Source organism: Mesorhizobium sp. WSM4989 (assembly GCF_029625795.1).
Classification (GTDB): domain Bacteria; phylum Pseudomonadota; class Alphaproteobacteria; order Rhizobiales; family Rhizobiaceae; genus Mesorhizobium.
Genome location: NZ_JARTVN010000004.1, coordinates 1 through 22,221, shown reverse-complemented (window position 1 = coordinate 22,221; position 22,221 = coordinate 1). Strand labels below are relative to the sequence as shown.

The window sequence follows — 22,221 nt, the reverse complement described above, 5'->3', positions numbered from 1 at the left end:
ACACGAGCTCACTTGGATGGGTGGAATTGTGTGATCTTGTTGAAATCTGCGTCATCGGCCACAGATGGTTTGCTCTGCTCCCAGATTGAAGCCACATCGGTCAGCACGGGCAGGTTTCCCTTTGCACGCAGGAGTTGGTCCGCGAGTGCAACATCTTTGCGCATCAGACGCATGGTGAAACCGGAGTCAAACTTGTCACTCAGGATCCATTTCGGATAGTTCAGTTCGGTCGCGCTATTGCGTGCAGTTCCCGCATTCAGGGCCGAAATCAGATCCGCCGGCGCCAAGCCAAGATATTCGCCAAGCTCCACGATCTCGGAGGCCACGACCATGTTGGCTGCGCCTAGCAGGTTATTGAGCAGCTTAGTCGCATGGCCACTGCCAATCGGCCCCATGTGGACGATCTTGCCAGCAATTCTCGATAGCAAGTCGCGAACTCGATCGAGATGGCTTGCTTGGCCTCCAACCATCATTCCAAGCGTACCGGCTCGGGCGCCAAAGAAGCCACCGCTCACGGGAGCATCGAGCAGATGGATACCCGCCGGCTCGAGCTTTGCAGCCAGCTCCTTTGTGACCAGCGGATCGGAAGTAGTGGTGTCAATGACGAACAGCTCGCGACCGAGATTTTCGTCTGGCAGACCGTCCAAGGTCAACTTGACGTCGTTGGCGGTCGGCAGCGACAGCACCACGACGTCAACCTGCTTGATAACGGCAAGTGAGTCCTGCGCCGTTTGAATGCCCGCTTCTGCGGCCCGATCCAAAGTGGCTTGGCTAACGTCCGTTCCGATGACCGTTAGGCCGGTCTCGGCGAAGCGCTCCGCCATCGCCATTCCCATCCGCCCTAGACCAACAACTCCCACTTGTGACGTCATGCTCGCGATTTCCTATTGAGGTGATTAGGAAAACTACGAGTTGGCGCGTCGCCGACAAGCTCAAAAGCGGCATGCGACCGTTGCTGAAGTCAGTACACTCCATCCCAGCTGGGAAGCTCAACATCAGGCTGTAAACGGGAATGCCAGCTCAAGTGCGGCCAGGAGCGCCTTGGCCGCTGGAGGCAAATGCCGCTCGTGCCGGATAAACATGCTCGTACGTGTGCGCATGACGATATCGTCTTCTATCGGGATTGCGCGAACCATCCCACGCAGAACTTCGGCTTTGCAGCTGAATTCCGGCAGAAACGTCGCCCCCACACCCGAGGCGGCGTATTGGACGAGTCCCTGGACTGGGCCGACGGTGAGACTAGGAGATAGCTCGAGTTCAGCCTCACGGAAAGCTCGCGTGACCGCCTGCCTGATCCCAGCGGTGAGTGGCGGCAGTGCCAAAGGCAAATCGCAGATCGACCGCAGATCGACTGTCTCGCGTGTTGCCAACGGGTGGTTCGTGGAAACGATCAGGCGCAGCGGTTGTTCGATTGCGTATACCACCTCGATCCCGACCTCCGAGATCGTCCCAAATACGATACCGATGTCGGCCTCGTCCTCGATCACGGTGTTTATGATCTCATCAGCATTGCCGGCCAGAATCTCGATCTGTATGTCAGGGTACTTCTGCAGGAAATTTGTGAGCGTCGGGGCGATCAAGCCTTCGACAAACCCGCTGCCTGCCGCGATCGTAACAGACCCCCGTTTCAATCCTTGTAGCTCGCTGATTGTCTCGTACAACAAGGCGTCACGAACTCTCGATTCCTGCAGGTACCGATAGACGTATTGTCCAGCTTCGGTGAGCTTGATACCGCGCGCCTGCCGGATGATCAGCTCAACACCGAACTCGTATTCTAACTGGGCAACCTTGCGGCTGACTGCGGATGGAGCAATGCGCAAATGCTCCGACGCCGCGCGAATGGAGCCTAATTGAGCGACGCGGAAGAAATAATCGAGGCTTTGACGTGTGGTCGATCTGATCACTTGCAGCGGCCGGGCTCGGTGCGTTAGTCGGCTCCTACCACATTTTCACGGCCGTCGTAACAGCGCCTATCAAATCCTCCGAAGTCGAAAGTCGAGGGAAGGGCCGAGCACTCCCACCCAACCATCTCTTTTTGGCAACGGTCAGATGCCTGAATTCTGACTTGTCGTCCGACGACGCCGCTGGTTGACTCCACCGAACAGGAAAATGGGAGGTGGAACGTGATAAAAAGACGCACAATGTTGAACGCCATAGCGCTTAGCGCTACGCTTTCATGCAGCTTCGTTCTGGGCAGTTCCGAAGTTTTAGCTGACTACAAGCCCCCCATTCTTGGGGTTGTTGCTATAGACCTGCAAAATTCCTTCTTCGTGGATATGAAGAAGGCAGGCGATGTGGCGGAGAAAGACTACAAAGTCAAAGCTATCTGGCAGAGCGCAGAGGGGAGTCTTGAGAAGGAAGTTTCACTCGTAGAGAATTTCATAGCACAAAAAGTGGACGTGATCCTGGTCGATCCTCTCGACAAGAATGCGCTCATGCCGGTGATCAACAAGGCCACCGATGCAGGCATCCCCGTCATTACCATGGGCAACAAAGTCGAGGGAAAAGCGAACTACAGCACAATCTACCCGGATGCGCAGACCTGGCCGACGGTCGCCCGGGCGCTCGCACAGTCGATCGATGGAGAGGGCAAGATTGCCCTGCTTATCGGGGCGCGTGGAAGCTGGACATCGGATAACCGCGAGAAAGCGTTTACCGAAACGATCAAAAACGAGTTCCCGAAGATTCAGATCGTCGGCATTCAGCCAACCAACTGGGATGCGGCAAAATCCGCCGACGCAGTGCAAAGCTGGTTGGCCGCCAATCCAGACCTCAAGGCAATAGTGTGCCTGTCCGACTATCTCTGCTATCCGGCGCAGTCGATAGCTGATGCGGCTGGCGCCAAGCTCAAATATGCCGGCTGGGATGGTGACTCGGGGATGGCCGATTCACTTAACTCCGGCGCCACGGTCATTGACGGCCTGACCGGGGCGCCGCGCGTGGGGTATTGGAACATTGCGCTCGCGGCACGCATCGCGCGAGGTGAAAAGTTTGATCGCACCCTCTACCTGCCGGTGAAGTACATTACCTCGAAGCAAACTGCCGATACCCTAGCCGCCAAGGGGCTCAAGTTCGACTATATCACGCCGGACAAAGCCGCAGAGGAACTCGGTCAGTATTCACAGCAGCTTGGGCCAAACGCTCCAGCTTCTGCGATGAGCTCGCACTGACCGGACTAACAGTGGCGACCTCGTCAAAGATGAAGGATATGGGACACGTCAATCGCTTTGGCGTGTCTCAATTTTCCTCCGACAGCGCATCCTCGCTGCTGGCATTGGCAATCCTGGCTGTTATTGCAGCTCTAGCGATCGTCATTCCCGGCTTTCTATCCGTCGGCAACCTTTTGACGATCGGTCAACAGACCGCCGTCATCGCGATATGTGCCTTTCCCATGACGGCGCTGATCATTGCCAGAGGCATTGATCTCTCGATCGGTGCGAACTTGGCACTAAGCGGCATCGTCGCGGCTCTCACCTTACACGCTACACAGTCCGGGGCTGCGTCGATCCTGGCTGCCTTGCTCTGCGGCAGTGCACTGGGCGCTGCAAACGGGTTTTTCGTCGGATTTGCGCGCGTCGCACCGTTCATGGCCACGCTCGCCACAATGGCCATGATGCGAGGTGCAACCCTTGTGCTGTCTGGAGCAGACAGCATCCCTGTCGCCAATCAAGCTCTCATCTGGCCAGGTTCCTCAATCATCTTTGGGGTGCCAACGCCTCTTGCGATGGCACTACTGGCGGCGGTCGCCTGGAGCCTGTTCATGAGCCGGACCTTGTTGGGCCGCTGGATTTTTGCCGTCGGCGGCAATCAGAATGCGGCGGCCGCCTCTCTCGTACCGGTTAGGCGCGTCCATTTGGTAGTGTACTTGCTGGCCGGCCTGTCCGCGGGCATATGCGCGGTCGTTACCATCGGCCGGCTTGGCTCCGGGCAGCCGTTGGCTGGAATGGGCCTCGAATTCGATGCTATCACCGCAGCCATGATTGGGGGCGCTTCCTTGGCTGGTGGGCAGGGAGCCATGTTCCCCACTCTCCTCGGCGCCACTCTCCTGGGCGTGATCTCTGCAGGCTTGTCGTTTCTTCAGGTGCCACTTGAAGCAACATACATTGTCAAGGCCGCGCTCCTGTTGGCTTCAGCGTTGCTGACGACGGAGACCCTTTCCTTCCCGAAAATCTTGGGTTGGGGTCAATCAACCAAAGCGTCAGGCCAGGCTCCCGGCTTAAAGCGGACGCTGTCTGTTAATGGTCTTTCCAAATCCTACGGCAGTTTCCGAGCGCTGGACAACGCCACCCTTGAGATCCATGGCGGACGCGTGCTGGCACTGGTGGGCGAAAATGGAGCAGGCAAGTCGACCCTCGTAAAGTGTCTGACCGGGATTCAACGGGCGGACTCCGGGTCCATCGCGCTCAATGGTGCAGAGATAACCGTGAACGGCAGCAGGGATGCTCGGCTGGCGGGGATAACCGCAATCCACCAGCATTTTAGCTTGTTGCCCGATCTCACGATTGCCGAGAACCTGTTTCTAGGCCAGCCACGCACCAGGTACGGCTTCCTTGCCAGGCGTGACATGAACACCCGCGCTCGTAGCGCTCTTAAGGCTCTCGGCCTAGATTTCGATCCCGAGACACGCCTCGATCAACTGAATGTCGGGCAACGCCAGTTGGTCGAGATTGCAAAAGCGTTGGAGGCCCACGCCTGGGTCATCATCATGGATGAACCCACGTCGGCACTTTCCGTTCGGGAGCGAGACAGGCTCTTCAGCTTAGTCTCCGATCTGAAGGCCAAGGGGTGCGCGATCGTTTACATCTCGCACAAGCTGGAAGAGGTCTTTAGCCTCTGCGACGATGTCGTCATTCTTCGCGACGGCGAAGTGGTAGCAAGCGGCGAAATATCGAATTTCACGCCTGCCAGTCTTGTCGAAGGTATGGTCGGCCGCAAACTTGAGAACGTGTTTCCTCACGACGAGGTGCAGCGCGGGGATCTCATCCTGAGCGCGCAAATAGCCGAAGCCGGGCTTCTGCAAGATGTGACTGTCGATTTGTATGCTGGTGAGATCGTCGGCGTCTGCGGCTTGATGGGCAGCGGCCGAACCGAGTTGCTACGAGCCCTGGCTGGCCTTACGCCAGAGGCGAAAGGCCAAATTACGGTGAGTAGAAAGCCCATTGCGTTCGGGGATCTCCGCCAAGCCTATCAAAACGGAATCGTCTACTTGCCTGAAGACCGGCATGCCGAGGGCTTTGTCCCGCAGATGACTGTTGCAGATAACCTCGGCCTGGTTTGGATGACCCATGGCGGTGGGCTTGTTTCGCCGCCGCGCATCAGGCAACTGGCGACAAAAAAGATCGCGGAGCTACTGATCAAGCCCCCGCGTCCCGAGGCGAAGGCCCGGGAACTTTCCGGCGGAAACCAACAAAAGGTCGTGTTAGGCAAATGGTTGGCTGGCCAGCCAAAGGTCCTCTTGCTCGACGAACCGACCAACGGCGTCGATGTCGGCGCAAAGTCGGAAATTCACCGGCTGATTTCCAGATATAAGTCCCAAGGCGCGGCGATCCTGCTCGTGTCCAGCGAGCTTCCGGAAGTGCTTGGGGTTTCAGACAGGATTCTCGTCATGTCGAATGGCCGCATTGCGGCCGAGCTCCCGCGCGGGTGCAGCGAGAACGAGGTCATGTCGATTGCCTTCCAACTGGGTGGTGCGTCGACATGATTGCAGCTTCAGCAACCTATCGCCAGATCTTGTCCCGCTTGCTTGGCTGGTCGCCAGCCGTCTTGCTGGCGATAGTCGTCATCGTCGGTATCATCATCAACCCGGCCCTAATATCGGGGGCCAACCTGGCGGCAGTGGCAAGCCAGTCAATACCAATCTTCCTGATCGCGCTGGCCGCAGGCTTGGTCCTGATATCGGGGAGCATCGACCTGTCGGCCGGACTTACTGTGGCCTTGGTCAGCGTCGTTGTCGGCTTCGGCTTGAACCTGGGCTGGCCGTCTGTTCCCGCTCTGTTGCTGGGACTGGCTGCAGCGACGGCTGTCGGCTTTTGGAACGGCCTGATTGCAGGTTTTGTGCGCCTGCCGGCATTCGTGGCAACGCTGGCAACCGCCATTGCACTGCAGGGAATAAACATCTTCCTCTCGCCCGGCATCATCATCATCAAGGACCCGGTCCTCAAGGCCCTTGGAAGAGGCGCGGTTCTCGGCTTTCCGTTTCTCTATATCGTCGCAGCGATCGCGGCACTGACAGCGTATTTGCTGCTGCATCAGTCACGTTTCGGACTGAAGACCTATGCGGTTGGTTCCAGCCGGGAAAACGCCGTGCTGGCAGGATTGGCGGTCGAGCGCCATCAGTTCATGGTTTTTATAGCGAGCTCAGTCATCTGCTTTGTTGCTTCGGTGGTGATGATCTCTCGGACCCTGGTGGTAACTCCAAACGTCGGGGGCATGCCTCTTCTTCTGGACGGTATCGCTGCCGCCGTCATTGGAGGAACAAGCATTTTTGGTGGCAAGGGCACCGTTTTTGGAATCGCCTGCGGAGCCCTCATCATTGGCCTGGTAACGCATCTACTGCGTACCACCGGGGTGGACCCCTCGAGTCTGGACCTGTTCAAGGGTCTCCTAATCGCCTTCGCACTTCTCCTCGAGGTCGGTCTGGCTGCGATGCGATCATACCTGAAAACTGTCTAGCCGGGAGAACAACAATGACCTCGCCGATCGTCGACCCTCATCAGCATTTTTGGCACTTGTCCCTCGCACGCCACCACTGGTTAATCGGACCGGTCCGCGACAGGGTGTTCGGCGACTACTCGGCGATCCAACGGAATTATCTGCTCGGCGACTATCTTGAGGACACGAAAAACCAAAATGTGGTGAAATCCGTTCACATCGAAGCAGAGTTCGATGAGACGGAGCCAGTCGAAGAGACGCGCTGGCTACAGGCCCATGCGGACAAACATGGCTTTCCGCATGGCATCGTCGGCAATGCCGACCTGGCTGCTGCCGATGCCGGCGATGTTCTAGACCAGCACATGCAATACGGGAACTTCCGCGGTATCAGGCACACGCTTTGCTATGACCCGGATCCGAGAAAGAGCTTCTCAAAGCATCCAGATATCATCAATAGCGTGGAATTCAGAGCCGGATTCCAGCAGTTGGAAAACCGGGCGCTGTCATTTGATCTGGCAGCCTATTATCATCAGGCTGAGGACTCGTTCCAACTCGCGAAACGCTTCGCAAACACCCAGTTCATCGTCAACCATGCCGGCTTTCCGTTGGACAAGAGTGCGGAAGGCCTAATCAACTGGCGCGCGGCGATGAAGCGGCTGGCCGGTGCACCGAACATCGCGACCAAAATCTCCGGATTCGGTGTGTCCGACCCGAATTGGACACTTGAGAGCATCCGGCCGCTGGTATTGCACCTGATCGATTGCTTTGGTATCGAACGATGCATGTTTGCAAGCAACTTCCCCGTCGACAAGCTGTTCAAGACGTACGACGAGATCTTCAGTTGCTTCAAAGATATCGTGAACGACTTCTCAGCCGGCGACAAGAAGAGATTGTTTCACGACAACGCCGTTAGGTTGTACAAAATATAGCAACTTACCGCTGTACTAATAACGCACACGATTGGCTTCCGACCGGCGCGGAACAAGAGACAAAGCGCAATCGGGCTGGCCCAGTTCGTCGCATTTCCAACGGTATCTATCTCATTCGAGACCGGCTGGAGAGACAAGGGGCCAGCTGTCACATCCCGCACCACGCCACGGGAACCAAGGTGAATCTTCTCGAGTGGGGCCCGGCACTTGCGAATCGCCATGTCCGGCCTTTGGTACTGGAAGAGCAGGGCTTTGCCCTCAGGGGTTCAGCCTCTCTGGGCGAGCAACCTACTTTCGAATAACTGACGACAACACAAATGCCGTCAGGGTATCCCGCACGCCCGGCAACTCTGATAGCTGTTGCCAGATTTGGCGAATGCGATCGGCTTCTGGCGACTCGACTCTCACCAGCAGGTCGAAATCACCTGTCATCACGTCGCAAGAAACAATCTCTGGAATCTTTTTCAGCGCATGGATGACGTCGCCGCCTCTCATGCGGTCATGGCGATAAACGAACATCAGCGCGGTGGTGATGTGCTGCTCATTCCCGCCTTCACCGGTGACAATCGTGTAGCCCTTTATGAAACCCTCTCGTTCGAGCCGCTCGATTCGAACTCGAACCGCATTGCGGGACAAATTTACTTTGGCCGATAGCTCGGCGTGGGAAATGCGCGCGTTGGTCCTCAACTCACTGAGGATCTGTTCATCCGTACGGTCGAGGAGATACTTCATGGTGTGTTTGAGCCAGCCGATCAGGCCATGACTTCTAGCTGCATTGACCCATAAGCCAATATGGCGGCTCCGGGGAGGCGGCTTTTGTTGTGATCGCTTGCATATCGCCTGGCTGCTGACGCCAGTACAAAGCCGGGGAGGGCCGCTTTCTCGGTGTCCATAAGTGTCCTGACGCTCTGATACCCGGCAAGGATGGCACTGGTCTTGTTTCTATCCAACTCTCCATTCGGCTGGCTCGCCCAACCGACAAGCACGTCCGCAATCTCGGAAACAAGGACGTCATCGTGGCGTAGCCTGAAGTTTATCACGCCGCTGACCACGTCACCGAGGAAGAAGACATTCTGGTGAACCAGCGCCCCATGCACAGCGCCGGTCGGCAACTGCGCTTCCTGCGTTTTAGGACTGCGTTGCAGGATTGTATGAACGAGTGCCATCACCTGACCAAGGCTTCCGCATCTGGCAAGTGTAGGCACATTTGTCGACGAACCCGATACGAAACTTACGATTGCGACCAGTCGGCCAGCAGCATGAAGAGTGGCAAGGCCGTCTGTCGTGCGCATCGGCTTGGGACATGGAACGCCGTTTTCATGCAGCGTCTCCATGGTCGCGAAGGCTCGTTCCAAGTCCAGCGGTTCGGCGCCGTTCTCGAAAAGAGTTACGATGAACTCGTCCTGTTTGGTTCGGAACAGGTAAGTGGTTTCCCGATCGCCATCCGCTATCCCAACGACAGAGGACAACGAGGTCATACCGTAGGCCGATGCGATAAAGTCGCGGTCCTTGTCTGTCAGCGCGGTAAATACAGCCACGTTCGCCTCCCGTTAAGCTGAAGAGGCTTGCGAGAAACCCGCAAACTCGGCACAGTTGCCGAAAATTTGCTCAACCTGATCGGGAAGCAGAACCCCCTCTTCTTCCACGATCTGGCGCAGGTTCCTCATCCCTGCCAAGGCCCGTTTGGACAGCTCCGCCGCTTTGCTGTAGCCGATAAGCTTCGCCAAGGGCGTAGCAAGAGCAAGGGACCGGTCAAGCAGGTCTCTGCAACGATCCACGTCGACTTCGATCCCGTCCACGCAACGCTGCTTGAAAATCTCCATCCCTCTCGTCAACATCCGCATGGATTGGAGAATGTTCAAGACGATCACTGGCTCCATCGCGTTTAACTGCAGCTGACCCGCGCTGGCGGCGAGCGTCACGGTAAGATCATTGCCAATTACCTGGAAGCTGAGCTGGTTCACCATCTCAGGGATAACAGGATTGATCTTGCCGGGCATGATCGAAGAGCCTGCCTGGACGGGCGGCAAGCGGACTTCCCCCAGGCCGCCAAGCGGTCCGCTGCTCAGCAGGCGCAGGTCGTTGCAGATCTTTGTGAGCTTGACAGCAATGCGCTTCAGCATGCCTGAAAAGGAAACGAAACCGCCGGTGTCCGACGTTGCCTCAATGAAATTGCGCGCGGCAACAAGCTCGATGCCGGAAATCTGTGAAAGATGACCGCAGGCAATTCTTGGGAACCCGCGAGGCACATTGATCGACGTGCCAATGGCCGACCCTCCGAGATTGATTTCCAACAACAGTCTCGATGCCGACTGAAGCTGGATGATGTCCTCGTCGATGAGCTCGGCAAAGGCCTCGAACTCCTGACCGGCCGTCATCGGCACGGCGTCCTGAAGCTGCGTGCGACCGACCTTCACAGAATTTCCGTATCGAGCTGCTTTTGTTCGAAAGGCGTCGCGCAGGCTGGCCTGTGCCGATACCAGCCCGTCGCAAGCTCGCAATACCGTGAGGCGGATCGCGGTTGGATAGACATCGTTCGTCGACTGGGACAGGTTGACGTCATCATTGGGGTGCAGTTTTGCATAGTCGCCAACGGCGGCGCCAAGTTTGATCAACGCCAGGTTCGCCACGACCTCGTTCACATTCATATTTGTGGACGTGCCTGCTCCGCCCTGCATCATGTCTACTGGGAAATTCTCGTCGATTTCCCTGAGCTCCACAAGGTCGTCACAAGCGTCTGATATCGCTTGCGCCTTCTCGGACGAGAGCAGTCCGAGCTCCGTGTTTGCGAGTGCAGCAGCCTTTTTCACCATGGCCATGGACTGGATGAGCTCGGGAAAATCCCTCAGGCGCAATCCCGACACATCAAAGTTCTGTTCCGCGCGACGGGTATGTACGCCGTAGAGGACGTTGCCAGGGATAGCGATCGGTCCGATCAGGTCCGATTCGATGCGTTCGACGATCATTGTTCCCCTCTTAGGACAGGATTCCGGCGTAACGCATAGCCTCATCGATTGCCGCCTGGACCGAGGGACTAACTGTGACAAGTGGCAGTCGCAAGTCATCGCGCATCCGACCAAGGCGCTGCAGGGCATATTTGGGCCCGGCAGGGTTGGTCTCCAGGAAAAGGGCCCGGTGGAGGGGCATCAGGCGATCTTGCAGCTCCAAGGCAGCGGCAAAGTCAAAATTCAGGCATGCTTTCTGAAAGTCCGCACAAAGGCGGGGAGCGACATTTGCCGTGACCGAGATGCAGCCATGTCCGCCATGAGCCATGTAGCCCAGGGCGGCCCCGTCCTCGCCAGTGAGAAGATTAAATTCTCTTCCGCAGGCCATCCGTTCCAGAGACGGGCGCAAGATGTTGCCGGTCGCGTCCTTGACGCCCGACACATTTCGGCATTCCTTGAAAATGCGCGCCAGCGTTTCGACCTGGATATCGATGACGCTTCGCCCGGGAATGTTGTAGACGATGATTGGAACCGTCGCCTCGGCATCGATAGCCTTGAAGTGCTGATAGATGCCTTCCTGCGTGGGTTTGTTGTAGTAGGGTGACACGATTAGCAGCCCGTCGGCGCCAGCCTGTTGCGCGTGACGCACAAAGTCGATCGCCTCGGCCGTACTGTTTGAGCCGGCCCCCGCAATCACCGGGACCCGGCCCTTGGCTGTCTCGATAGTAATCTCGACAACCTTCTTATGCTCGGCGTGGCTGAGGGTAGGGCTCTCGCCTGTGGTTCCGCAGGGAACCAAGCCGGAGGATCCCTCCTTGATCTGCCACTCGACGTGGGTGCGCAGGGCAACCTCATCGACACGACCCTCAGCGAACGGCGTAACTAGCGCGGTAATGGAACCTTTGAACATATAAATACCTCTGGGTGCGGTAAGGGGAATTAGCTGAAGGCTGTCGTCACCGCCTCAAACGGTTGATACACACGACCTTGGGCTGCGACATGTCTTCATAAGCAAACCGCACGCCCTCGCGACCCATGCTGCCATACTTGAAACCCCCAAATGGCATCGCATCGAAGCGGTAGTCCGAGGAGTCGTTGATCATGACGCCGCCGGCCTCGATCTTATCGGCAGCCTCGAGAGCTCCATCGAGGTCATTGGTGAAAATGCCGGCGTGGAGGCTGTACTCGGGGCCATTTGCAAGGACGATCGCGTCGCTGAGCTCATCGAAGGGCTCAAGAATGACGATCGGGGCGAACACCTCTTCAATCCACGCATCGCAAGACGCGGGGACGCTCTCCAGGACTGTCGGCGGGTAAAGGTTGCCGGCGGGCTCGTGGCCGCAAAGCAGTGTCGAGCCAGCGGCGAGAGCGCGGTTGACCATCGCGGCGGCTCGACCGACGGCCTTGCTCGATATCATCGGGCCGACGTCGGTATCCGCGTCCAGGGGATTGCCAGTCTTGAGTTTCTTTGTTGCAGCTACGAACTCCGTCCTGAAACGATGGTAGATAGGACGCTGAACCAGGATTCTTTGCGTGCCAATGCAATTTTGGCCGGCTGCCCAGTAGGCCCCTGATACGCAACTTTCGACAGCAGCGTCAAAGTCGCAATTCTCCATCACGATGACGGGCGCATTGCCGCCCAGATCCATCGCAAGTTTCTTGATGCCCGCGGCCTTTGCAATTGCCTCGCCGGTGGCGAAGCCGCCGGTGAAGGAGATCATGCGGACGTGCTTTGCTGAAACGAGAGCTTCCCCGAGCTCGGGTCCGCCAACCGCAACCGTCACGATTTCCTCGGGAAGGCCGCACTCGAGAAGAACCTCGACAAGTTTGATCGCCGAAAGGGGGGTGAGCTCGGAAGGTTTCAAAATCACTGCGTTCCCGGCGGCTATTGCCGGACCGAGTTTGTGAGCAACGAGGTTGAGAGGGTCGTTGTAAGGCGTGATGGCGGCGATGATGCCAAGTGGCTCTCTTGTGTACCAGCCCTTCCGGCACTCCGAGCCGGCGTAGGAGTCGAACGGAATAACCTCGCCAGCATTACGCCTCGCCTCATCGGTGGAGAGTTTCAGAGTGTTGACGCACCGGGTCGTCTCTTTGCGCGCCTGAGTGATCGTCTTGCCGGCTTCCCTTACGATGAGGAGCGCGAATTCCTCCTTTGCGGCTTCGATTGCAGCGGCGGCCTTTTCCAGGATTGTGGCCCGTTGGTGTCGTGGAAGATCTCTCGCAATCTGCGCACCGCGGCTTGCTCGTTCCAAAAGCGTGTGTATGCCTGCAGCGCAGGTCTCAGAGACTGTTCCGACAACCGAACCGTCAAACGGATTGCTGACGACAATTTCCCCGGCGCCCGTCGTCTTGCCAAGCGCACGATTGTACATCACGCGGCCTCCTTGGTGATGCCAGACGTGGCGGCGGCATGAATGGCAACGATGTCGGAAAGAAGCGCGTATGCGGTCTCGATCCGGCCGGCGCCGGGTCCTGTGATCGTTACAGCGCCTAGCAGCTCGGTGTTCAGCGAAACGGCGTTGGTCGCCCCACTGACCGATGCCAGCCGATGCTCCAGTGCAAGCCGCTTCGGCGCGACACTGCCTGTTACCTTTCCGTCCTCCGCCCGGACAGCAGATCCGATCAACTTCCAGCGGCTGTGTGCCTTTGCAGCAGCCTCAATCTCGGAAGGCGAGAGATCGGAAATGCCCTTGCACGTCACGTCCTCCGGCTTCAGGTTCGCCCCTAGCAACTCGTTCGCCAGAATGACCACCTTGAGGCGCACGTCGAAGCCCTCGACGTCGGCAGTGGGGTCGGCTTCGGCATAGCCGAGTTCCTGTGCCTCCTTGACCGCAGCAGCAAAGTCTAGGCCGCTTTCCATGCGGCCGAGGACGAAGTTGGATGTTCCGTTCAGAATTCCCTCGAAGCCCTTTACTTCAGCACCTGCAAGGGTCTTCTCCGCCATCCGGATGACCGGGGTTCCGCTCATGACCGAACCTTCGTATTCGAAACGAACTCCGTTTGCCTTTGCCAGGGCCTTTAGTTCCCGCACTGCAATAGCCACCGGGCCTTTGTTCGTGGTGACGACATGCCGGCCGGTCTGCAGTGCCCAACGGCAATGGGAAACGGCGGGTTCACCGTCCTTCGGATTGGTGAAGGTCGCCTCGACGACTATGTCTGCGGGCGCCGTCTTGATGATCGTCTCATTGTCAGCCTCGGAACTCCCGCCCGAAAGCTGCCCAAAACCGCCTTTTGCGAAATTGGCTTCGACCAGTGTCTTGGCATCAAGGCCGTTGGGAGAAATGACCGAACCCAGATAGAGGTCGCTGACCGCTACGATATTCAATCGAAACCCCAAGTCGCGCTCCCACAGATGGTTCTTGGTGGCGATGAGCTCGGCCAGAGCGCGATTAACGCCGCCGAAGCCGATTAGAGCAATATTGTAGATTGTCATGGCGGTCCTCCAGTGAAGGTCTAGGTACCGCAATTGTGAGATGCGGATCGCTCAGCCGGAACGGCGCAAACGGACCAAACAGTTGAGCATTTTGCTCAATCGACCGCCGACCTGCGCCTCATGAGGGCGGTGTCTGTTGAGAGCCGTTCTTCCAGCTCTTCTGTATGAGGCCGCGACCGTGATCTTGACGCGCACTCATGCGGAAAGTGAGTTGCGAACCTGGGGGCTCAAACTTCGTGAGAAACTCGGTTTCAAGCGAGCCGCTGTCGCCGTCGCCCGGAAGCTGGCGGTCATATGCATGATACTTGATCTTCGAACGCAATCGCGCGATCCCCGTCGCCAGGATACGCCCATGGTCAGCTATCATTGAAGTTCCGGGTATTGGAAGGGATGCGCTCTGCTGGGACCGCCGCGTCGCCTCTTCGACCAGGGCTGCCTCATAGAGAAGTTCGTAACGTTGCAGGACGAGTTCCTCGTTCCAGTCGCAGCCGCCAAAGCCAAACGCGATTGCCGCACGCTGCCGACGCTCGCGCCTCACTGGGACGTGGGTGGCCTCCTCAGCCCAGGCCAACAGACGTGGCTGAAGAACGTTCTCGACCACCGCAGGCGCCCCGGAGCGATGATCCTCGCAAGGGAAGTAGTCGTACCAGCTCCGCCAGACAGGCGGGGAAGCGCCAATGGCGTCTTCGGCGCGTGTGAGCGCAAGATAGCTGATCGAGATGACCCGCGGCTCGCGCTGCTCATCGGCTCGATCACGGTCAGCGAACGTATACACTGCTCGATATAGCCAAGCTGATGACCCGTTTGATGTTCCACCCAGACCCGTAAGCCAGATTGGAGGGAGCGATGGCCGAGCTCGAATGGGCCTGACGGCAGCGTGTCCGTGCCGCCGACTGTGAGAACGCTTGGCTTGCCACTGTTTATGGCCACTACGACCGCGATCAGGTCGACTTTAGCATCAGTGGCCGTGCCTGGGGACTCGACTTTCCGCATCGATTTTCTCTGGTCGCTCATATTCCTCACGTACGGGCGAAGCCCAGATATCAGCAGCTGAATCGATTGAATTCAGGCTATTACGATTACGTATCAACGTCACTCATCGGTCTCATCTAGCCCTTCGGAAAACACGATAGCTATGCCAAATACGACGCTCTCGGTCTGTGCCCTGAGGAAGGAAACACAAACTGGGCCATTGCTTGAAAGGTTGACCTGGCTCAAGGTCGAAGTTGAAACGCGCAACTCCCGGAATGGGTGGCGCGCCTAGTTCGTGTGGCTTGTTTTGCGGGCGGCATTGATGCCTTGAGCGGGCGCGGTAGCGTCTTGCGTAGTGTGTTGCCCGGTTGGCTATGATCGTGCCCACTGGGGTGGTGTAGCTGACGGCATTGGTTCGCCGAGCTGTCCGGCGTGGGCCGGGCTGATCAGCGCGCCACGGCTGGCAAGCTGATGAGGGGATCATCACTCATCTGGCTGATTGTCTCAAGGGTCATATAGCGGGCCCGCTGGACGGCCCACTCATCATTCTGTTCGAGCAGCAGCGCCCCGACGAGGCGCACGATCGCATCGTCGTTCGGGAAGATTCCGACGACCTCGGTGCGTCGCTTGATCTCGCCGTTGAGACGCTCGATCGGATTCGTCGAGTGGAGCTTGGCGCGATGTTCCTTCGGGAAGGTCATATAGGCCAGCACGTCGGGCTCGGCGTCATCCATGATTGTCGCCAGCTTCGGGACCTTGGGCCGGGTCTGATCAGCCACGGCGCGCCATTGGGTGCTCGCGGCCTCGGGCGTTTCCTGGGCGAAGGCGGTGGCGATGAAGGCCGAGACGACGCGTCGCCCGCTCTTGCCGGCGTGCGACAGCACGTTCCTCATGAAGTGAACGCGGCAGCGCTGCCATGTGGCTGAGAGCACCTTGGTCACCGCGGCCTTCAGACCCTCATGGGCATCGGAGACGACGAGCTTGACCCCGCGCGACCGCGCCGGGTGAGCTTGCGCAGGAACTCCGTCCAGATCGGCTCGGCCTCCGAGGTGCCGATCTCCATGCCGAGCACCTCACGCCGGCCGTCGCTGTTCACGCCCACTGCGATGATGACGGCGACCGAGACCATGCGGCCGCCGCGGCGCACCTTGAGATAAGTCGCATCGATCCAAAGATACGGCCAATCACCCTCGATCGGCCGTTCGAGGAAGGCTTTCACCTTGCCGTCGATCTCTTCGCACAGCCGCGACACCTGGCTCTTGGAGATGCCGCTCATGCCCATTGCCTTAACCAGGTCGTCGACCGAGCGGGTCGAGATGCCTTGCACGTAGGCCTCCTGGATGACGGCCGTCAGCGCCTTCTCAGCCATGCGGCGAGGCTCCAGGAAGCTGGGGAAGTAGGAGCCCTTCCTCAGCTTGGGGATGCGCAGCTCGACCGTTCCGGTCTCGGGTCTCCCAGTCCCTGTCGCGGTAGCCATTGCGCTGGGTGGTCCGCAGCGGGGTCTTCTCGCCATAGCCGGCGCCCGTGGCGGCACCTACTTCCAGCTCCATCAGCCGCTCGGCGGCAAAGCCGATCATCTCGCGCAGCAGATCCGCATCGGGGGTCTTCTCCACGAGCGCGCGCAGGTTCATCATGTCGTCGGTCATCGGTGGTTCCTTCCGAAATGGGTTGGCGTCAACAACCAAACCCTACCGGAAAGCGCCGATGACCACCGACAGGCCGCTCGCTCGCTACAGCGCTACTAACGGCGCGCTCGCGAGCGGCTTCATAACCCTCACCTACACCACCTGATGGGACACGACCTTGGCTATCCCCCAAATGGTCGCGAGGGGTTCAACCGAGTGAAGCCAACCCCATTCGCAACCATTCATCACCAACACGCATCGTCGCGATGTTATGAAGGGCGCAGGTAGGAAGGGCGCAAATGCACTACCTGAGCGATCCAGCAGTTGCATAGGAATCGCTTCGATTGGTATCGCCGCTGCCTCGTTAGTACGGTAGGTGGCTAAATTGCTGTGCGTTGCCAAGTTTCGCGCGATGGCCTAGCTACGAGTGGTAGAAAACGATGAAGTACAATCAGCTCGAAGCATTCTACCAGGTCATGCTGACCGGCAGCATTTCACAGGCTGCGAAGAACCTGGGCCGTACGCAGCCTGCTGTCAGCATGACGATAGGCGGTCTCGAAGACCTATTGGCCGTCAAACTATTCGACCGGCATGCCGGTCGAATAACGCCGAGAGCTGAAGCGAAGGTCTTGTTCGAACAAATAAACCCCGTGATGCAGCAGCTTCGCGAAATTCGCGGTCGGTTCAACCGACTGGACGCGTTTCCAGTGCCGCGGATTTCCATCATAGCGTCCAGTAACCTGGCGACTCACCTTGTGCCTCACGCGATCACAAAACTCGCGGCGAGTGGACAGGAATTCAGGGTCATGAACGGCTCGTCTGACTCCATTGTGCTGGAGATGGAGAACCAGAGACATGACATCGCGATAACCGATCTGGGCATCAGAGAGATTCCGTTGGGATCCCCTCTTTTCGATTCCGAGGTCTTTCATGTTCCGGTCTGCGCAATTTACCCTAAGGGGCTTGTCGCGAATCGAGGTTCAAGCCTTTCTCTGCAGGATTTGGCCGGACTTGAGATCTGCTCTCTGTACGAGGAAAACCTAGCGGCACAGGCTGTGAGGGCGAAGCTCGGTTCGCCGAGGGTAGAGTTCGGAAGCTTTTTTCCGATGGCCTGCTACGCGGTCCTTGGTGGCAGCGTCGCGATTGCCGATGCTATCACGTGCAGCACGCTTCTAGCTCTGACTCGCAACACCCTGCCCGCGGAATGCCGGGCGCTCGAAGGTATCGAGCCCTCGCCATACTACCTGATGCGGACGCGGTACCGGCCATGGTCCCACATGGCGGATCAGAGCTACGAGGCCCTGCGCGTGGAGCTCAGCAAGCACCAGACCTTTGAAGCCACGGCTTCTGACGCTTAGGTTGTCGAGGTGCGGGAGGAATTTGGTCTCGCCATAAGAATTGCTTATGCGGGTATCAAGATTTCGATTTTGCTCTTATGATCAGCAACGCGCATGTTCAGGTCTCCCTTGCTAGAGGAACCTCCAATGCGCGTCACCAACATCCGTGCCTATCATATCCCCACGGGCGGCGTGCGCCCGGTTCTGGTTGAGGTAGAGACCGACGAGGGCATCACCGGATGGGGTGAGGCGGCGGTCGCTTATGGTCTAGGCGCTCGGGCAGCCGTTGGCATGATATCGGACTACGCTCACCGGGTGATTGGCGCCGATCCGCGTTACCCACGGCACGTCTATCACCATCTCTACGACAATTCATTCTGGACCAAGGGCGGCGGCGCGATCTCGTTTGCAGCTATCAGTGCGATCGACCAGGCCCTGTGGGATATCAAGGGCAAGGCTGCCGGGATGCCAGTCTACGAATTCTTCGGTGGTTCCTTCGAGCCGAAGGCTCAGGTCTATGCCAACGGGTGGAACTACCACTGCAACGATGCCGTCGAATGGGCCAAGGCTGCTGAGCGGCCTTTGAAGGACGGTTACAGGATTTTGAAAAGTTATCCTCTGGCTACGCAGCAACCTGGCCGGACGCTGACACATGTTCAGCGCCGTATGCTGTCGCCAGAGGAGTTCACACGCGCCGTCGATCGCATTCGCAACCTGAAGGAAGTCGTGGGTGATCAAGCGGAGTTGATGATCGACCTGTCCGGTGGCCTCAGCAATGACCAGCTGCTGCGCATCCTCGATCTCTGTGAAGAATTGAAGGTCATGTGGGTCGAGGAGCCCCTTGATGCGTTCAATCTGGCTGGTCTCAAGAACCTTGCCGGGCGTTTCCGCTTTCCGATTGCCGCCGGCGAGCGCGTCTACACACGCAATGGATTCCGCAACCTTTTGGACACCGGTGCGATCGATGTGGTGATGCCGGATGTCGGCAACTGCGGCGGCGTCTTCGAACTCGTTCAGATCGCAGCCATGGCCGAGGCCTACAACGCGCGTGTATCGCCTCACAACTGCGCGTCTACGCTTTGCACTGCGGCTTCGCTCCAGGTCTGGGCGGCGTGCGCCAATTCGATGCCGCTCGAGATCTATCCGTATCTTCCCCAGTCGGACGGGTATGTGCAGGTTCTTGCTAATGCTCCAGAGGATCGCATCAAGGACGGTTATCTCGAAGTCCTGTCAGAACCGGGTCTTGGCGCCACGGTCGAGGCAAAGCGGTTGGAACCCTACAGGCTGTTCGACTATCGCTCGAGCAACTAGGCGATGTCGCATAGGCAGGAGCTGGAGAACCCGACGACCAATTAGCTGACTAACATGCGTTCAAAAATGGCGGCATGGGAGAGATCGACCTATCGCTTGAGCGATAGGCGACGCCGACGGAGCAACCCCCCAGGAAACTCTCAGGCAAAGGTGACCATGCCGTTGAACGATCTGGAGAGAGGCGCGGAAGGCGCCCACCGAAGGGGAACGCCGAACGGGCCACGCCTGCGCGGTTAAGCTCTCAGGTATAGCGACAGATTGGGGAAGAGCCGCGGGATCGAACCCGCACCCATCCTATCGCGGAGAGCGCAATGCCCCATATAGCTGTCATCGGTGCCGGTATCACCGGCGTCACCACTGCCTATGCCCTGTTGGAACGTAGCTACTCGGTTACCGTCATCGAGCGGCAACGCTATGCGGCCATGGAGACCTCGTTCGCCAATGGAGGTCAGCTCTCCGCAAGCAATGCCGAGGTCTGGAACCACTGGTCGACCATGCTCAAGGGCATCAAGTGGATGATGCGCCGTGACGCGCCCCTGCTCATGAATCCGGCGCCCACGTGGCACAAATATTCATGGCTGGCCGAATTCGTTTCCAACATAGCGAACTACCGTCAGAACACCGTCAAGACCACACAGCTGGCGATCGAGGCACGCAAGCACCTGTTTGCCATCGCCGAACGCGAGAAGATCGACTTCAACCACGTCTGTCGCGGCATTTTGCACGTCTACTGGGACAAATCGAGTTTTCAGCACGCGCTCAAGGTGAATTCCATGCTCGTCGAGGGGGGCCTTGACCGCCGACCCGTAACGGCATCGGAAATCAAGTCGATCGAACCGGCGCTGCACGGCAGCTTCCATGCAGGTTTCTACACCCCTTCGGATTCAACGGGCGACATCCACAAGTTCACCTCCGGCCTCGCCAAGGCCTGCGAGCGGCGAGGAGCGAATTTCGTCTTCGATGCCACAGTCGAAAGCATTGTGCGCGATGGGAAGTTCCGTATCGGTTACACTCGCAATGGTCTGGACGGCCCGTCGGAGGAAATTGACGTTGATGGCATCGTCGTCTGCGCCGGACTTGCCAGTCGCCATTTCGCGAAGATCCTTGGCGACCGCGTCAACGTATATCCAGTGAAGGGCTATTCGATCACGGTGGATCTTGAGGACGACGGCAGCCAGGGGGCCGCACCTTGGGTCAGTCTTCTCGACGATCGAGCCAAGATCGTCACCAGCCGTCTCGGGCCAGACCGCTTCCGCGTAGCGGGAACGGCCGAGTTCAACGGCGCAAACCGCGATATCCGCAATGATCGTGTCGCCCCGCTGGTGGAGTGGATGCGTACGCTTTTTCCAGCGGTTGACACTCACAAGGTCGTGCCTTGGGCGGGCTTGAGGCCGATGATGCCAAACATGATGCCGAGGATCGGGAAGGGACGTCAGCCGGGAGTGTTCTACAACACCGGCCATGGTCATCTGGGCTGGACGCTTTCGGCCGTGACCGCCCAGATGGTTGCCGAAAGCGTCTCTGCTCAGTTCAACGCCGGTGCCGCTGCGGCTTGATCCAAGGGGCCTCCGTCATGGACGCAATGAGCCGATTTGAAACTAGCGTGGCCCTTTACGGCCTTAGAGTGGCCCGGGAGCTCCATGACTTTGTGGCCGAGGAGGCCGCGCCTGGCACCGGCATCGACGCCGAACAATTCTGGACCGGTTTTTCGGCCATCGTGCATGAGCTGGCGCCGAAGAACCGGGCGCTGCTCGCCAAGCGCGACGCCATGCAGGAGAAGCTCGACGGCTGGTACCGCGCCAACGGCGCACCGATCGACAAGGAGGGCTACAAGGGCTTCCTGAAGGAGATCGGCTATTTGGTGTCGGAAGGGCCGGCCTTCAGCGTCTCGACCGACCATGTCGACCCCGAGATCGCCATCGTCGCCGGGCCGCAGCTGGTCGTGCCGGTGATGAACGCGCGCTATGCGCTCAACGCCGCCAATGCCCGCTGGGGCTCGCTCTATGACGCGCTTTACGGCACCGACGCCATTCCCGAGACGGGCGGCGCCGAGAAGGGCAAAGGTTTTAACCCCACGCGCGGCGCCAAGGTGATCGCCTGGGCCAGGGATTTCCTCGACCAGTCGGTGCCGCTGACCACCGGCAAATGGGCCGGCATCAACGGGCTCTCGGTGGCGAACGGCGCGCTGAAGGTGGGCGAGGGCGCCGGCGCCACCACGCTCGCCGATCCAAAACAGTTCGTCGGCTATCGCGGCGACGCCGCCACGCCGGAGGCCGTGCTTTTAGTGAAGAACGGCCTGCACATCGAGATCGTCATCGACCGCGCCAACCAGATCGGCAAGACCGATCCGGCCGGCATCGCCGATGTCATCCTCGAAGCCGCTCTGACCACCATCCAGGACTGCGAGGATTCGGTCGCCGCCGTGGATGCCGAGGACAAGGTCGTCGTCTACCGCAACTGGCTCGGTCTGATGAAGGGCGATCTGGCGGAAGAGATTACCAAGGGCGGCAAGACCTTTGTCCGCAGGCTCAACCCGGATCGCCGCTACACGGCGCCGAATGGCGGGCAGCTGCTGCTGCCCGGCCGCTCACTGATGCTGGTGAGAAACGTCGGCCACCTGATGACCAACCCCGCGATTATCGACCGCGACGGGCATGAGGTGCCGGAAGGCATCATGGACGCGGCATTGACCGCGCTGATCGCGCTGCACGATGTCGGCGAGAACGGCCGCCGCGCCAATTCCCGCGCCGGCTCGATGTATGTGGTGAAGCCGAAGATGCACGGGCCGGAAGAGGTCGCCTTCGCCGTCGAGATTTTTGGCCGCGTCGAGGCCCTGCTCGGCATGGCGAAAAACACCATCAAGATGGGCATCATGGATGAGGAGCGGCGCACCACCGTCAACCTCAAGGAAGCGATCCGCGCCTCCAAAGAACGCGTGGTGTTCATCAACACCGGCTTCCTCGACCGCACCGGCGACGAGATCCACACCTCGATGGAAGCCGGCCCGATGATCCGCAA

At 58.7% G+C, this 22,221-nt stretch carries 17 protein-coding genes, 3 pseudogenes and 1 riboswitch; of the genes and pseudogenes, 10 read left to right on the top strand and 10 right to left on the bottom strand.

What is annotated here, in order from left to right:
• Positions 1 to 8: 8 nt before the first annotated feature.
• Positions 9 to 872, bottom strand: coding sequence for an NAD(P)-dependent oxidoreductase (locus tag P9217_RS27220; RefSeq protein WP_278055515.1), 864 nt, complete (start codon positions 870 to 872; stop codon positions 9 to 11).
• Positions 873 to 995: 123 nt separating this feature from the next.
• Complete coding sequence (locus P9217_RS27215) at positions 996 to 1,904, bottom strand: LysR family transcriptional regulator (RefSeq protein ID WP_278055513.1); 909 nt, start codon at positions 1,902 to 1,904, stop codon at positions 996 to 998.
• Positions 1,905 to 2,141: 237 nt separating this feature from the next.
• Here P9217_RS27215 and P9217_RS27210 point away from each other — a divergent pair, with 237 nt between their 5' ends.
• The 4 genes from P9217_RS27210 to P9217_RS27195 are packed head-to-tail and all read left to right on the top strand — an operon-like array spanning position 2,142 to position 7,580.
• Positions 2,142 to 3,170 (top strand): sugar ABC transporter substrate-binding protein, encoded by a 1,029-nt coding sequence (locus P9217_RS27210; RefSeq protein ID WP_278055511.1) that lies wholly within the window; start codon positions 2,142 to 2,144, stop codon positions 3,168 to 3,170.
• A gap of 29 nt (positions 3,171 to 3,199) precedes the next feature.
• On the top strand, positions 3,200 to 5,701 hold the full coding sequence (locus tag P9217_RS27205) for an ATP-binding cassette domain-containing protein (RefSeq protein WP_278055509.1): 2,502 nt from the start codon (positions 3,200 to 3,202) through the stop codon (positions 5,699 to 5,701).
• Positions 5,698 to 6,672, top strand: a complete 975-nt coding sequence (locus tag P9217_RS27200; protein WP_278055508.1) for an ABC transporter permease — start codon at positions 5,698 to 5,700, stop codon at positions 6,670 to 6,672. The genes P9217_RS27205 and P9217_RS27200 overlap by 4 nt, the downstream gene beginning before the upstream one ends.
• A gap of 14 nt (positions 6,673 to 6,686) precedes the next feature.
• Positions 6,687 to 7,580 (top strand): amidohydrolase family protein, encoded by an 894-nt coding sequence (locus P9217_RS27195; RefSeq protein WP_278055506.1) that lies wholly within the window; start codon positions 6,687 to 6,689, stop codon positions 7,578 to 7,580.
• 288 nt (positions 7,581 to 7,868) lie between these two features.
• On the opposite strand, the gene P9217_RS27190 is transcribed toward P9217_RS27195, so the two are convergent.
• From P9217_RS27190 to P9217_RS27165, 6 genes are read right to left on the bottom strand one after another with little or no spacing between them, the layout of a single operon-like run.
• Positions 7,869 to 8,312 (bottom strand): Lrp/AsnC family transcriptional regulator, encoded by a 444-nt coding sequence (locus tag P9217_RS27190; RefSeq protein WP_278055504.1) that lies wholly within the window; start codon positions 8,310 to 8,312, stop codon positions 7,869 to 7,871.
• Between the two features lie 20 nt (positions 8,313 to 8,332).
• A complete protein-coding gene (locus P9217_RS27185) occupies positions 8,333 to 9,118 on the bottom strand; it encodes a phosphotransferase (RefSeq protein ID WP_278055502.1) in 786 nt (261 codons plus the stop codon).
• 12 nt (positions 9,119 to 9,130) lie between these two features.
• The gene (locus P9217_RS27180) at positions 9,131 to 10,546 is read right to left on the bottom strand and encodes an aspartate ammonia-lyase (RefSeq protein WP_278055500.1); all 1,416 of its coding nucleotides are present in this window, start codon (positions 10,544 to 10,546) and stop codon (positions 9,131 to 9,133) included.
• A 10-nt stretch (positions 10,547 to 10,556) separates the two neighbouring features.
• Complete coding sequence (gene dapA / locus P9217_RS27175; RefSeq protein ID WP_278055498.1) at positions 10,557 to 11,435, bottom strand: 4-hydroxy-tetrahydrodipicolinate synthase; 879 nt, start codon at positions 11,433 to 11,435, stop codon at positions 10,557 to 10,559.
• A 46-nt stretch (positions 11,436 to 11,481) separates the two neighbouring features.
• Positions 11,482 to 12,897: an aldehyde dehydrogenase family protein gene (locus P9217_RS27170; RefSeq protein WP_278055496.1), complete on the bottom strand. Its 1,416-nt coding sequence runs from the start codon at positions 12,895 to 12,897 to the stop codon at positions 11,482 to 11,484.
• Positions 12,897 to 13,958 carry a homoserine dehydrogenase gene (locus P9217_RS27165; protein WP_278055494.1) on the bottom strand — a complete coding sequence of 354 codons (1,062 nt, stop codon included), beginning with the start codon at positions 13,956 to 13,958 and terminating at the stop codon, positions 12,897 to 12,899. The genes P9217_RS27170 and P9217_RS27165 overlap by 1 nt, the downstream gene beginning before the upstream one ends.
• A 157-nt stretch (positions 13,959 to 14,115) precedes the next feature.
• Between P9217_RS27165 and P9217_RS27160 the strand changes: the two are divergent.
• Positions 14,116 to 14,328, top strand: a pseudogene (locus tag P9217_RS27160) (IS110 family transposase); the annotation flags it as partial.
• On the opposite strand, the pseudogene P9217_RS27155 reads toward P9217_RS27160, so the two are convergent.
• Together P9217_RS27155 and P9217_RS27150 are read right to left on the bottom strand one after the other, a co-directional pair.
• A pseudogene (locus P9217_RS27155) lies at positions 14,260 to 14,951 on the bottom strand (hypothetical protein); the annotation flags it as partial. The pseudogenes P9217_RS27160 and P9217_RS27155 sit on opposite strands and share 69 nt — an antisense overlap.
• 425 nt (positions 14,952 to 15,376) lie before the next feature.
• Positions 15,377 to 16,576 (bottom strand): annotated as a pseudogene (locus tag P9217_RS27150) (IS256 family transposase).
• A gap of 22 nt (positions 16,577 to 16,598) precedes the next feature.
• Between P9217_RS27150 and P9217_RS27145 the strand changes: the two are divergent.
• The 5 genes from P9217_RS27145 to P9217_RS27125 form a co-directional block, all read left to right on the top strand.
• Positions 16,599 to 16,721 (top strand): hypothetical protein, encoded by a 123-nt coding sequence (locus P9217_RS27145; protein ID WP_278088148.1) that lies wholly within the window; start codon positions 16,599 to 16,601, stop codon positions 16,719 to 16,721.
• A 274-nt stretch (positions 16,722 to 16,995) separates the two neighbouring features.
• Positions 16,996 to 17,913, top strand: coding sequence for a LysR family transcriptional regulator (locus P9217_RS27140; RefSeq protein ID WP_278055493.1), 918 nt, complete (start codon positions 16,996 to 16,998; stop codon positions 17,911 to 17,913).
• A gap of 126 nt (positions 17,914 to 18,039) precedes the next feature.
• On the top strand, positions 18,040 to 19,203 hold the full coding sequence (locus P9217_RS27135; protein ID WP_278055491.1) for a mandelate racemase/muconate lactonizing enzyme family protein: 1,164 nt from the start codon (positions 18,040 to 18,042) through the stop codon (positions 19,201 to 19,203).
• A gap of 161 nt (positions 19,204 to 19,364) precedes the next feature.
• Positions 19,365 to 19,470, top strand: a riboswitch (glycine riboswitch).
• Positions 19,471 to 19,514: 44 nt separating this feature from the next.
• A complete protein-coding gene (locus P9217_RS27130) occupies positions 19,515 to 20,759 on the top strand; it encodes a D-amino acid dehydrogenase (protein WP_278055488.1) in 1,245 nt (414 codons plus the stop codon).
• Positions 20,760 to 20,776: 17 nt separating this feature from the next.
• Positions 20,777 to 22,221 (top strand): malate synthase G (locus P9217_RS27125; RefSeq protein WP_278055487.1); only part of this gene is annotated, 1,445 nt, incomplete at its 3' end.